At 45.2% G+C, this 14,174-nt stretch carries 9 protein-coding genes; 2 read left to right on the forward strand and 7 right to left on the reverse strand.

Going from position 1 to position 14,174, the window contains the following annotated elements; translation table 11 throughout:
• Positions 1-312: 312 nt before the first annotated feature.
• Positions 313-699: a 2TM domain-containing protein gene (locus FSB75_RS05065; RefSeq protein WP_146783723.1), complete on the reverse strand. Its 387-nt coding sequence runs from the start codon at positions 697-699 to the stop codon at positions 313-315.
• Positions 700-753: 54 nt separating this feature from the next.
• On the opposite strand from FSB75_RS05065, the gene istA reads away from it, so the two are divergent.
• Positions 754-2,283, forward strand: coding sequence for an IS21 family transposase (gene istA / locus FSB75_RS05070; RefSeq protein ID WP_227990569.1), 1,530 nt, complete (start codon positions 754-756; stop codon positions 2,281-2,283).
• Between the two features lie 24 nt (positions 2,284-2,307).
• A complete protein-coding gene (gene istB, locus FSB75_RS05075; RefSeq protein ID WP_146781217.1) occupies positions 2,308-3,057 on the forward strand; it encodes an IS21-like element helper ATPase IstB in 750 nt (249 codons plus the stop codon).
• Between the two features lie 121 nt (positions 3,058-3,178).
• Here the strand turns inward: istB and FSB75_RS05080 are convergent, their stop codons facing one another.
• From FSB75_RS05080 to FSB75_RS05105, 6 genes are all read right to left on the reverse strand, one after another.
• Positions 3,179-4,474, reverse strand: a complete 1,296-nt coding sequence (locus FSB75_RS05080) for a type I restriction-modification system subunit M (protein ID WP_146783726.1) — start codon at positions 4,472-4,474, stop codon at positions 3,179-3,181.
• 811 nt (positions 4,475-5,285) lie between these two features.
• Positions 5,286-6,527: an alpha/beta hydrolase gene (locus FSB75_RS05085; RefSeq protein WP_146783729.1), complete on the reverse strand. Its 1,242-nt coding sequence runs from the start codon at positions 6,525-6,527 to the stop codon at positions 5,286-5,288.
• A gap of 343 nt (positions 6,528-6,870) precedes the next feature.
• Positions 6,871-8,862: a M13-type metalloendopeptidase gene (locus tag FSB75_RS05090; protein ID WP_146783732.1), complete on the reverse strand. Its 1,992-nt coding sequence runs from the start codon at positions 8,860-8,862 to the stop codon at positions 6,871-6,873.
• A 214-nt stretch (positions 8,863-9,076) separates the two neighbouring features.
• Positions 9,077-10,411, reverse strand: a complete 1,335-nt coding sequence (locus tag FSB75_RS05095) for an alpha/beta hydrolase-fold protein (RefSeq protein WP_146783736.1) — start codon at positions 10,409-10,411, stop codon at positions 9,077-9,079.
• 263 nt (positions 10,412-10,674) lie between these two features.
• Positions 10,675-11,694 carry a hypothetical protein gene (locus FSB75_RS05100; protein WP_146783739.1) on the reverse strand — a complete coding sequence of 340 codons (1,020 nt, stop codon included), beginning with the start codon at positions 11,692-11,694 and terminating at the stop codon, positions 10,675-10,677.
• Between the two features lie 303 nt (positions 11,695-11,997).
• Positions 11,998-14,133: a hypothetical protein gene (locus FSB75_RS05105; protein ID WP_146783742.1), complete on the reverse strand. Its 2,136-nt coding sequence runs from the start codon at positions 14,131-14,133 to the stop codon at positions 11,998-12,000.
• Positions 14,134-14,174: the final 41 nt, after the last annotated feature.

Consider the following 14,174-nt stretch of genomic DNA (forward strand, 5'->3'; position numbering starts at 1 on the left):
GTCTTCATTAGTATACAGTCATAGCAGTTACAATAGAGAATTTGAAAACGATGCGCAGCAAAACTTTGATGAATTGCCGGCAAGTACACAGCATTATCTTGTAGTGATGACAATCAAAATGCAAACAATCGGTTGACGTGCACAATAATTAGAACCGGTCTCATAAATAAAAGTTGTCAGGCTGACTCATCGACAAGCGTTCGACTGCGCTCAAGCCGAAGTTTCAGGGTGACAAGGTGGCCTCTGTCATGGCCAGCCTCTCTAACCATCGTATGACAACGCACGTTCGAACTATTTATGTACCCCTATAGCTTAGCGATTGGCAGCCCGACTTTCTTCCATCTTTCTTTTTAATTTTTCATACTCCTCCTCTTCAGAAAGCAAACGCGTGGTACTGTATTCAAACAGGTAGTGAAAAATCAATCCTATGCCCCACCCCGCCATTGGCCATAGAGGCCACGGGTAGCGACCGCCAGTTAAGTACCAAACCAGCCAAAGCATACCGTTGATAATTAGATATACCAGCAAATGCGTTCTGAACTCCACCCGTTTGTGAGCTTGTTTGTAAGCGCCGGTGAAGTTGACCACTGTTCGCCGGAATAAGTTGACCGGGTCTCGCCGCTCCAAATTGACCACCTCACGCCGGAGCAAATTGACCACGGAAAAGAAGAAGAAAAAGTTTCTGTGATTCGGAACCATTCGTGCTAAGTTTTCTAATAAAACTCGGCATGCATGGCAAACAATCCGGTTCGCATGAGCAAAATCAGACACATCCTGCAATTGCATCACCAAGGACGCAGCAAGCTCCAAATCGCTGCCCAAACAGGCATCGCCCGCAACACGCTAAAGAAGTACTTAAAACAGTTTACTGAGAGCAAACTAACCTTCCACGAGATCAGTGAGCTAAGTGACAAGGACCTCGAAGAACTGTTTGTAAAACCACAGGAGCAACCCATTAGCGAGAAGCTACAAACGCTGTTTTCTCTCTTTCCCTCCATTGACAAGGAACTGAAAAAGAAAGGCATGACCAGGCAGTTGCTCTGGGAGCAGTACAAAGCCGTTCATCCCGATGGTTTTGGTGTCTCACAGTTCAAGCATTACTACGCTCGGTGGAAGGCGCAGGTCAATCCGGTGATGCGCATGGAACACAAAGCCGGCGACAAACTCTACGTGGACTTTGCCGGCGACAAGCTCAGTGTTGTTGATCCGGTGAGCGGTGAGATAAAAGCCGTGGAAGTGTTTGTTGCTATTCTGGGTGCAAGTCAACTAACGTATGTGGAAGCGGTGGCCTCGCAAGGCAAAGAAGATTTTATCGCAGCGTGTGAGAACGCCATTCACTTTTGCGGCGGTGTGCCTCAAGCTATTGTACCGGATAATTTAAAATCAGCCGTCACAAAGAGCAGCAAGTATGAACCCACACTGAACGAGACCTTCCTTGACTTTGCCCAGCACTACAGCACAACCATTCTTCCGGCAAGGTCCTATCGTCCCAGAGACAAAGCCCTGGTGGAAAACGCCGTTAAAATCGTGTACTCACGCATCTATGCAAAGGTTCGGGCCCGTGTTTATCACAGCCTCGAACAGCTCAATGCCGCCATCAAAGTAGCGCTGGAAGAACACAACAATGCCCATCTAAAAGGCCGCAACTACAGCCGTCGGCAGCAGTTTGAAGAAGTGGAAAGGGCAGCCCTGATGCCATTGCCGCCACTTCGCTATGAACTGAAAAAATGCTTGTATGCCACGGTGGCCAAAAACGGTCATGTGGCCCTGAGTGCAGACAAACATTACTACAGTGTACCCTACCGCTTTATTGGCAAAAAAGTGAAGCTGCTCTTCTCCCGTCACTCCGTGGAGATCTACTACAACTACGAACGCATTGCCCTGCACACAAGGGCACGGCTTGCCTATCACTACACCACAGACAAAGAGCACCTGGCCTCCGCCCACCGCTTTGTCGCCGAATGGACACCCCAGAAGTTCATCTCGTGGGCAGAAGCCATCCACGAGGATGTGAAGCTGTATATTTTAAAAGTGCTTCAGCGCAAGCAACATCCCGAACAAGCCTACAAGTCCTGTGTGGGCATTTTAAGTTTTGCAAAGAAGATCGAAAAAGAACGGTTGATCAAAGCCTGTCAGCGGGCCTTGGGCTACGGCGCCTATAACTACAAAACCATCCAAACTATTTTAGAAAAAGAGCTGGACAAAAAAGACCCGTCACCAGAAACAGAACAACTCTCCATGCCTTTGCACGACAACATCCGCGGCGAACATTACTATCAATAAATCACATCAAAAACAAACAAGAACATGAACGCAACCACACTGGAAAAAATGAAACAAATGAAGCTCTTTGGCATGCACAGGGCCTTTAAAACCGACCTTGAATCCGGAAGAGCCGATACGTACACAGCGGATGAGATCACCGCTCACCTGATCGAAGCGGAATGGGATGAAAGACAAAACCGATCCATTGAACAAAAAATTAAAAATGCCCGCTTCCGCTACAAGGCATTGCTCGAAGACGTTTATTACCATCCCGAGCGAAACCTGGAAAAGAACCAGCTGCTGCGTTATGCAGACTGTAGCTTTATTGACAAAGCAGAAAGTATCCTCATCACCGGTCCAACCGGTAGCGGCAAAAGCTACCTTGCGTCTGCGCTTGGCCATCACGGCTGCTCGATGGGCTATCGGGTGGTTTATTACAGCCTGCCCAAGCTACTCTCCAAATTAAAAATGAGCAAAGCCGATGGTTCTTACCTGAAAGAAGTCGCCAAAATCGAGCGGCAACATTTACTCATCCTTGATGACTTTGGACTGCAGCCTTTTGATAGCCCGAGCAGAGCAGTTCTCATGGAACTGATTGAAGATAGGCATGGTAAAGGATCGTTGATTATTACATCCCAACTCCCCGTAAGTAAATGGTATGAAGTCATTGGCGAGAAAACCATTGCGGATGCCATCTTAGACCGCATCGTGCACTCTGCTCACCGCCTTGAACTCAAAGGCGAGTCACTCAGAAAGAAACGCAGCGTCGTAACAACAGAAGCAATGGCTTAAATTTGTAAGTAACGTACTCAATAAAATCAACGCAAATTATTTACGACCGAATCATACATGAACCGCTCTTCTTCGCCACAAAAATAGGTGGTCAACTTGCCACGGCCTGATGTGGTCACCTTCATCGGCGTGTACAATCAGGCTGCTCCTTGCATTTTTTAAACACCAAAATAGAGGTGGGAATACCGGTGCCGTAAAAGATGTTCGGTGGCAGGCCAATCACCACATCCAAATAGTTTTTGTCCTTCACTAAGTATTGCCGTATGTGTGCTTCGGCACCGCCACGAAAGAGCACACCGTGCGGCGCTACCACGGCCATGATGCCGTTGTCGGCCAGGTGGTGCACCATGTGTTGGATAAAAGCAAAATCGGCCGTGGTGCGTGGCGCCAGCTTTCCGTACTGGCTAAAGCGGTCGTCGGTGAGGTGAATGGCGCTGGCGTTCCAATGCGCCGAGAAAGGCGGATTGGCCACGATGGCTTCAAACTTTTTGTCGCCGTGCTGCGGACGCTCCAGGGTGTCTTCCTGCTTGATGTCGAACTGCCGGTAATGCACGCCGTGGAGGATCATGTTCATGCGGGCCAGGTTGTAGGTGGTGCGGTTCAGTTCCTGCCCGTAAAACGCACCTACTTCTTTTACTTCTCTTGCCACCCGAAGCAGCAAAGAGCCGGAACCGCAGGTAGGGTCGTACACGGAGCGCAGCTTTGTTTTGCCGGTAGTCACCAGCTTAGCCAGCACGGTGCTTACTTCCTGCGGCGTATAAAACTCGCCGGCCTTTTTACCGGCGCCGGAAGCAAATTTTCCAATGAGGTATTCGTAGGCGTCGCCCAAAATATCAAGCTCAGAATTTTGCAGGCCGAAGTCAATGTTGTTCAAGTGGCCGAGCACTTTGGCAATGACTTCGTTCTTTGCGCTTTCGGTGCGGCCAAGCTTTGTGGAAGTGAGGTCGAGGTCTTCAAAAAGGTGGTCAAAATCGTCTTCACTTTCGGTGCCCATCGTGCTTTGCTCAATGGCCGAAAGAATGCGGGCCAGGTCTTCGAGAATGAAGCTGCTTTTTACTTCTTCCTCACTGACTTTTTTTCCGTTGACTGATGTTTCTACTGCCGCACTTCCCCGCTCGGCAATTTTGGAAAACAGTTCGGACGGTTTTAGAAAATAACCAAGCTTGATGAGGGCTTGTTCCTTGATGGCCTCCAAAATGGCTTTGCCGTCTTCGGTGTTTTCGTCAAGGCTTTGGTAGGTGATGCCGTCTTCTTTTAAAATTTCATCGGCATAAAGGTTCATACGTTCCGAGAGGTATTTATAAAATATGAAGCCGAGGATGTAGTCACGAAATTCGTCTGCGTTCATTTTTCCCCGCAGCGTATTGGCAATGTTCCAGAGCTGTTGCTCCAGTTGTTTCTTTTGGTCTTCTGACATGCTGCAAAATAGTCTAGCTAATGAATAAACAGAAGAAGGCCTAAAAATAAAGGAAAGCGTTGAAGCCTATGAAATACAAAAACGAGGGCGAGTGTAAGCAGGAAACTTTAGGAGTTTGTCATTGAAACTTCCAACTTCTTAGCTTCGAGCTTGTTGTTGATTTTAGCGAAAAGTAAGCGGTTTTTCAATACTTGATTCAATAGCGCTCCGATTGACAAAACAATGAATACTGCTTTGTTTGTATAATAGAAACAGAATCCAAGTTGACAATACTCTGAATTAGTTGTGAAAAGCTATCCGCGTTTGCTTTTACCTTATTTGCAGATTTTAAATAGGCAGTTCGGATATAGGGATTCTTAGCAAATTTTATCGCCGTCTCATTTAAATCAGCTTGAATTGCCCTAAGCTTACTTCATTGATTTGCTACTATCTCTGAAGTCAGTTGTGCGTTAACCATCAAGCAAGTGATTAACGCAAGAAACAAAACGATTAAAGTGTAGCACGTTCTCATAAGTTGCGCCTACCGAAAAAGGTTTTCCGGAATAGCAGCATCTACATCCCGCTATCTGCCTTACTTCCCAAAGCCAAAAAGCTTTTTGAAGCTGAATGTAACACGTCTGCCGCTATTTTGGGAAGCCGCTCGTAGGCGCATTGCAAACATTCAACCATTTACCAACTCGCTAAATGAATTACGTTGCCCTTTGCCGTTTTCAGGTATTGGATAACGTCTGCTCCTGTTTTTCCGTGAACGAAAAGTAAAACCAGATGCTTCATTCGTTAGCCTTCGGCTTCTTAGCGCCGGTGGCAACCGTCATTTTATTTTCTGGTAACGACTTATTCTATTGCGGGTGGCTAATACTTGATACTCGATTATGGCCCCTTGCGCATCTCTCGTAAAGGTTGTTTGAACGTGCAATTTTTTGTCCACAAACACGTCCGGTTTGACCGGATAAAGTTCGTGGGCGGCTTCTCCGGGCCTTTCAACCGTTAAATGATAGCCGTCCACACGGATGGTTATCACCCCGCCACCGCCTTTGTACTCACCAGCGTATTGCTCTAATACGTTTGGATTCAGGATAAGTATTTTCTCTTTTAGAATCTGTGAATCCGCATCGGCATCAACGATGCTTACATTTGTATTGCCTTTGTTTTCCGTTTCGGTGCTGCTGCATTTACCCGCCCCAACAGCCGCTACAAACGTGCGGATGGCGCTTATCAGGTAGTCGGGCGAAAAGCCATACGCATGCGCGGCGCCCTTGATAAAGTAAAGCTGATAACAAGCGTTGTTGTTTTTAAAGCGATTGGCTATATCGCGTGAACCCTGCAGCAATTGGTTTTCCGCTACGGAATGTGCGCTGCGTTCAAAGGGTACCAACTCATCGTCTTCGCTGTGAAAGAGCAAGACGGGCATCCCTTGCGCCTCCGCCTTCGTGATTAGAGATGTATCGGCAATGCCGCCCCATAAACTGATCACCCCTTTTACGAGAAATGGACCATGCAACTCATTTCCCGCACTGTCAATGCTGCCTAAAAAGGAATGCAGCGGTGGCGCCAGTTGGTCCCACTCCCCTTGCGATACGTAAGCAGAAAAAAGCGAGGTGACACCACCGGCGCTTTCGCCCGCTAAAAATACTTCAGCCGTGTTGATGGGATAGTCGGCTGCGTGATGAATGAGGTAATGAAGGGCAGCTTTTTGGTCTTGCTGCGCACGGTAAACGGCGCTTGCCACACTGAGGCGAAAACTGTCGGGCGAGGGGTTAAAACCGGCCCGGTAATCTACGTTAGCCACGACAAATCCGCTTTCGGCCAGTCGTTTACAAAACGGTGCGGGAGCGGATTTGCTCCAGCCCTCTATAAAACCACCGCCGTGCAAAAAAACAATTAGTGGCAAGTTTTTTCGTGTGGTTGGATAAAAAAGGTCTAACCTTAAATCTACCGGGCGGTTATGCCAATCCGGGGCTTTGCCATAAACCACATCTTTTTTCTCGACAAGCCCTTGGGAAAAAGCAACGCAACCAACCAAAAGAGCGACCAAACTAAAAGAAAGTTTCATAACTCTAATTTTGATAATGAAGAAATTCCTTTCGCGTTGTTTTCAGTGCTGATACGGCCACTACTTCATCGCTGAACCCAGACTTCCCCCTTTACGATATTAAACAATAGAAAGCCTTCGATACTGCCGCTAACGGAACGGGCTTTCTGCTGTGCCGATATTTTATGTTCGTCAGCCCGACACCTGAAGCCGGATGAAAGCCAAACTACAAATTTTACACTATCATTCAACTGTGTTCAGTCAGCCGAAACTGCTACTGATTAACGAACAAAAGTTGACGTTGTGTTTCGTCTGCCATCATAGCAAATCGAATGTTAGCGGCACTCTTCAACCCACGATTCGTTTACCAAATCTTCACCCGCAAGTTTTCTGACCGGTACATTTTATCACCTGGCCTTACATTGAATGCGTCATAAAACTCAGAAACATTTACAACCGTACCATTTACCCGGAACTTGTCGGGTGCGTGGCCGTTTGTTAGGAGCTGATTAAGTAGCAGTTCCTTTCTTGTGACATACGTCTGCCGAAACGCAAAGCCCAAAAAATACCGCTGCAGAGGAGTAAACCCTCCTATGATTTGATTTTCCTTATACTGCTTTGTTTGTTTCAATGCGTCTAAACCAATTAATAGTCCTGTGAGGTCCGCCATATTCTCTCGCTTTGTCATTTCACCGTTTACATGGAACGTGTCGATGGCAACGTATTCATTAAACTGGCGCACCAGTGCACTGAGACGACTTTCATATTCCAAAGAATCTTTTGATGTCCACCAGGTGACAGGCATCCCGTTTGCATCGTACTGAACGCCGTTGCTATCGAAGCCGTGAGACATCTCATGGGCCGCAAAGGTGTAACCATACATAAAAGCATCGTCCAAATCCTCGTCCTTTTGTCTAGGAACAATAAATTGTGCGGGTTCCAAAGTCAGTCGGTTTAACTCATTGTCATAGGAGGCTTCTCGCATGGTAGCCTCCATTTTCCATTGTGATTTATCGAATGGCTTACCCAGTTGGTTAATTCCGTTTTGGATGAAATGCCTTTTGCCTTGAATGTAATTTTCAAAGTACGCGTGCGGACGCATAGATACATCCGCCATGTTGTCCCACGTATCGGGATAGCCAATCCGAAACTGCATCTTGTCAAGTTTTTCAATCGCTTTTTGTTTGGTTGGTTCTTCCATCCAGTTTAGTTTTCTAATGCGTTCTTTAAAGGCCTCCCGGAACGCTTCTGCCATTTTTGTATAGCGCAGCTTTTGCGCAGGGCTGAAGTATTCTTTTGCTACCAAATGAGTAAGGAGGTCGCCAATAGAATTTGACTCAAAGTAAAGCACCCGCCTCCACCGGGGCAGCGTACCGGTTTGACCAGAATAAGTGCTGTTATAGTTCAAGAGATTAATGAAGGATTCGTTATTGAGAAAATTGGCGGCATACATCATTGTAAAAATGCGCAGGTAATTTTTCCAAACCTCGATTGGCGTTTCCTTTAGCAAGGTGTTGAAGGCTTTGAAAAAATCAGGATTGCCGACTACCAAAGAGTCGATGTGCTGAATGCCATAACCCTGCAAATAAACTCGCCAATTAAAATCAGGGGTTGTTTTCTGCAAGTCTGCTACACTCATTGTTCGGCTGCCTTCTTGGTGTTGGGATGTAACAATGTTGTAATCCAACCGGTAAACTGAGGAGGCATTTTTTGAAGCGCTAACGCTGTCTTGCCCCAGTTGCTTAAACGCAAGATACATGTACCGCAGCAACGCCTCTCTTGAGCGGGCGATAATCGGGTCGCTTGCTTTATAATACTCGGCACCACGCATAAGCATACCGCCCTGGTAGATCTGGTAACGCATGACGTTTCCGTCAACCCATATCCAATCAAGAAACCCCACGTAGTTTATTCCTATCCTGTGCAGGGACGCGAGTTGCTTGACAACATCGATTGTGGAATGAATATTTGAAATGTCTCGAAGTATTGTTCGAATCGGTCGCAGGCCATTTCTTTCTGCCGCTGCAGAGTCCATTCCTGAACGGTAGAAGTCCCCGATCTTCTGTAAAAGAGAACCCTTTAAAGATTTTGCGTTGGCAGCTTGTTGAACCATCAACTTAAATCGCTTGGCAATCTCGTCTTGTACCGTTATGCCAATCCCCCAATACCGTTGATTATCTGGCATGGGATGCTTCTTTAGCCAGCCACCAGTAGCGTATTGGAAAAAATCTTCTGATGGAGAAACGGTGCTATCAATGTTCTCTAAAAGAAAGTCCTTAAAAATTCTTTCGTTCACGTTAAACGAGAGTATAAGGAGTAAGAGAAAACTGGACAAAAGCCAAAATATACGGCGCATACAGCAAGATTTATTTTGGTTAATTAGCTAAGATTGCTCTCAATGTCGGTTTGGATTACCGCGAACAGTCGTTCATCGGCTTGCCGAAGTGCAGGTATTTGGAAGACTTCAGCTTAGCCTTTGTATCGTTGTTCAATTAAGTTAGTCAGCTTTAAATTTATTCGTTTGCCCATGTTTTGGTAACCCGTTGTTTGTGGTTTGTGCCTGTGTGGTCTTAATTTTTATGCTGTACAACCCGAAGGTCATAGTTCAATGACTGTAAAGCACGGCTTATCTCAGCAGGAAGAACCGAGAAATGCATTTCATCCGGAAAAACAGCAGATTGCACAGCAAGTCCCTTGTAGTAATGCCTGTTCAGCGAATCAATCATTTGCGAGCTGGAGTTAGTGATCGCACTCGTCTCCCGCGATCCTCTTGCAACAAATATTTGCTTATTCAGTTCGGCATGGCTTTTTGCAAAGCGTGACTCTAGGTTTAGTAAAAAGTTGGTATCGCGGAAAAAGTTGGGACTCAACATACCATAACGGCTGAAAAGTTCTGGTTCCTCAAATAAACTATACGCAACAAAACCGGCTCCAAATGAGTGGCCAATTATACCACGATCGTTTGTCGTGCGGAAATTATGCTCGACAAAATGAATGATCTCATTTTTTACAACCTGTAAAAACTGAGGAGCGCCACCGGTAGTTAGATTGACTCCAAAGGCACTCGTTAAAACAGAATCTTCTCCTGCATCCTGCACCGGCGTATAATCACTGGTGCGGTACGGCGTCGTATTCCAATACGGAATAACCGGATAGCCAATACCCACAATAATAAAATCACGTCCTTCGGGATTGTTCATGCCACCAAACGCCGTGCGCAGCACGCGATGGCTTTCCACAACGAGCGGCCACTCATCGTTGCCGTCTAAAACATACAAGACATTATAGCGAGTTGTGTCGTCCGATGCGGCTTTGTAATTAGGAGGAAGGGCTACAAATAGGCGGTAGCTTTTGGCATTGATGCCCGAGGTAAAATCATACTGCTGTGTATTGGTCAAGGTGTAATCCTTCTTGACGAACGTAACGCCATTCATCACCAAAGAGCTTATGTTCTGTCCCGAGGCTTGTGACCACACGGCCTGCCATTTGCCTTGTCGTTTCTCGTACAAATCAGTATGCGTAAATCTTCCATCGTTTACAAGGTTTCCGTTTACCGTTACCTGAAATATTTTATCCGTATAGCGAATAACAGCTGCATCGTCGCCATACATTTTTACGGTTATGTCTCCCGGCTCCCAATTATATTGCAGGTATTTTGATCCAATCATTCCCAAATATTGTTCTTTGCTAAGCGGGTTGCCGGTAGGAGTGATCAATTGAAAATCATCGGCGTGAAGCTGTTGGGCTATGGGCATGTTGGCCGCAACAAGTGATCTAATCCGTTCACGTTCGGTCTTAATGATCAAGGCTTTTTGCGCTGCCGTATCGGTTTTTAATCCTTTTACCTTTTGCGCACTCAGGCTGTTCCAAAGTGCTAAGAAAACAAAAAGATAGTAAGCTTTCATAACAGGAGTGTTTTGGTTAAATGAGTGAAAAAAACATAACCGCTAACGTTAGGTATTTGTGCTGTTGGGGACTTCATCTATTCGTCGCCCCCGGCGACGGCTGCCGAACGAAGAACTAAAGTAAAAAACATATTCTGTTGCTTAATAGTAAAAGTCAAGCTTGGACAAAAAGCTGAACAGCGTTACTGTTATTGAACGACGCTTTACGTCGCACCCCAATAGCACAAATGCGTTTGTTGTATGCATTTGTTTAAAACTTCTTTTTATTGATATTTCAAATGAATTAAAAAACCAGTCTTGAACAGTCCTTTGTCAATAGAGAATGGTGGATTGGTGATATCCCATAATCGTCCAATACTGCCATCTTGTGCTTCAATAGTGTATTCAGATTCAGAATTGCGGGTGACTTGTACACCCGTAGTTCCTTCTCCGCCGTTACGCATTCCTTTTCCGTCCTTTTCATTACAATCACCAAGACCCCAATAGCCTAATTGCAACTTGTTAGAATTTCCATTGATATGCACAAAGATTTCAGTTCTCGGACTGATAATTGTACTTCCGATAGGCATGTCACGAAAATTGTAGACTACCCAAGGTCTTACAGTAGTATCGAATTTATAAAACACATGAAAACTTGCTACGCTATCTTTGATTACACCTTGAGATGTTGCTCCGGAATTAATTACGGGTTGACGGAGATCGAGAATTAAGGAACGTTTTGAAAATTCACCTTTATCACTTCTTAGAATCCTGAGATTGTAGGCATGAGTGCTAACAGAGCTTACATTATCAAAATCGTTTAAATAGTCTCCATAAGTGTCACTCTTAAAATAAATGCTTTTAGGATCGACTGTAAAGACGATTGGTATAGGAGACGGGGGATTGTATGTATGAGTACACAATGATGGCAGGTCGAATTTTTTAATGCGATCTACAAATTCTGGCCAACGTTTGTCATTGTGTAATGAATTTAAGTTGCCACTACTAGTGAAATCAAAATCTACATATCTGCCGTTGCTGGCGACGATTTCTAATTGAGTAAAGGCACTGTCAGGAAAATTTGCTCGAGCCCAAAAGCATGCAGCAATCATCCGATCATCATTGGTCGCTTTTGATCCAATCAAATTGAATATTTCTGAATATACCGTTGCGGCTCCTTTGTAATCCTTCCTGACGACGAAAGATTCAACCTTTTGCTTGAGTAGAAAATATTCTTTCGGATAATTTTGTCCAAAAGTGAGATGATACCCAAAGAGTAAAACCCCAAACAATTTCCACTTCATGTTCTTGAGCTTTTTAAAATAATACAAAGTATACAATTGCATACAACGGAAAAAGGCTTTGCGTTGTGGCGGCATTCCATGTTCCGTGTGTCTACAACTGAAGCCGAAAGGTTAAATTAATGTACAAGTTTTATACTGCTGCTCAATAGCGGTCTGTTAAGCTGGAACCGGTGCTGAATAGGCAAACTGCTGTTGATGCTGCGCCTATGTCTACCGGCATTGCGGCAAGCCGATGTTGGCGGTTCGTGCATTTGCATGCTATTACTACACTTTAATTCCCTTATGCATTTCCAAGCTTATTTTTCATTTCGAAAGATTAAATGTTGCGGGAGAATTATACGAACTGTTTGGATAGCAGTAAGCAACTCTATTGCCATTGCCCGTCATTTTATTTCCTGAAATTGTCCAAGATTGTCCAAGTAAATCAGCGTAAGGCATTCCGCAAGAAACTCCACTAGAAATAGCTTCAGTAAATGTAATTGAAGTTCCATCTGCTGTGATTGTACCTTTGTAAGCACCATACAAAATATTTCCAGCAGGAAACGTCATGCTAATTTGCAATAAGCTTGGGTCATTATTAAGAATATACAAATTAACATTCACAGCAGTTTGGCTCCCATCAATACTTGCGGTACAAGTGCCGGAATAAGTTCCTGCTATGCTTAATAAATTTACCGCCGCGTTTGTCGTAAAACTCACTTGATTTCCATAAGCAGTGCCAACACTATTAGTCGCATAGGCTCTTGCATAGTAGGTGGTATTTGCAGTAAGCCCAGTTATGTTACTGGTAAAACTGCCACTTCCTAAACCATCCGACGTCTTATTGTTGGCAATTGTTGGGTTTTGAGATGTGCTCCAACAAACACCCCTTGCCGTTACCGCTGCGCCTCCATCACTTGAAACGTTTCCACCAGACGTTGCCGTTGAACTTGTAACCGACGTGACCGAGTTAGTCGTTACAGTGGCCAACGTTGCAGGATTTGCGGATGCGGCAAATTGGACCGGTGCTCCGTCTACCAACGTCCCATCGGCCTGTTTTACTTTCACATCAACCGTCTGTATAACGTTTTGCGAACTAATCTTCCACCGGGTTTGTGCATAGCCGTCTTTATCGCTTAAGATGCTTGCCGTCTCCACAGACCCGCCTCCTGCCGAGACGGCGAAATAAACGGGCACGTTTGACTCACCCACACCGTTGTTATCCACAACGTGCACTTTCAAAGGTTGGCTTAGGTATTGGTTGGCTGTACCCGTTTGATTGTCTCCTGACGTCTTTTCAAGTTTATAAGGCGTTTGGAATTTAACCGTGTCCGTGTTCCATTCTTTGCTGTAATCGAAGAGGGATTTGCCGAAAATGGTGGCCCGTACCCCAAGAATTGTTTGCACCCAAGCACCTGCATAAAAATCCCAATCCAACGACGGAGAGGCAACGTTTCCTTTCACCAATTCCTTTAAGCCTACTGAAGCGTACGGACCTAAAATCCGGTACAAGCGAAAACTCACGTAAGGCACAATGGCCATTTTGACTTCTGCATTTGCGTTACCGGACCTGTCGCCGACGCTAAGGCCAGAATTGGATGCGTTGCTAAATGTGTTCTGCCATTGCCCGTTACTATACTTTATTCCGAAGTTGGCCGTGTTCGTGGTTGTTATTTGAAGATTCCGTTTGATGGTTGCAGAAATGCTGGCTGAGAAGACACAGCGCAACTCTACCTCGGTGTAAACGACGGTCGGCACACCACCTACCAAAAAGGTGTTGTACTTGGCGATTCTTCCAAGCGTGGACGTGTGTTCCGCGACCGTTGAGGCCTGTGAGGTAACGTTTAAAACGAACTGCCCGTTAAAGGTTGCGTTCTTGTTCGACAGTTCAAAGGAATCGAGTTTAGCGTTTTTAAAGTTGAAACCGAAGTTCCAATTGCCGTCAATGTCAATCACTCCTTTATCCAACGTAATTATCGTCACCCCGTCGTTGTAAAGCGATTTGCCGCTTACGTCAAATTGATACCCTGAAGCTATCCTTCCATTTTTCAAGCTATCCATCGTCGTACTAAAGCCAAAACGGGCATTGTTGAAGACGTCTTCCATTGTTCCTTGACTGCTCTCAATAATGAGTTTACTTCCTTGTTGACTGACTGAAGACACTCTTTTAATGTATCCCCCGCTGGTTGCCCCAACCAGTACGTCGTTCACGTTTATTTTGGGTGCTGTACCAATAATGTTAAACTCCAAATGGCCTTGGTTCAATTGCGTTGTATCTGAGGTTAGGACAAGCCGTGTGCTATCAATGATGACAACGTTTTTATTTAAGGTGCTGTCAGAATTGGAGGGAGGGAGCGTCGTTGGCTTATTATTTTCGTCTGTTTTTTTACAATTGCTTAGAGTTAATGTAAGAAAAACAAGCGTCAAAATGAGAATAGAAGAGAAGTATTTGTTTCTCATAACCAAGAGTTTTGATAATAACAAATTAATGAATTTCTCAC

The organism is Flavisolibacter ginsenosidimutans (assembly GCF_007970805.1).
GTDB classification, from domain to species: domain Bacteria; phylum Bacteroidota; class Bacteroidia; order Chitinophagales; family Chitinophagaceae; genus Flavisolibacter; species Flavisolibacter ginsenosidimutans.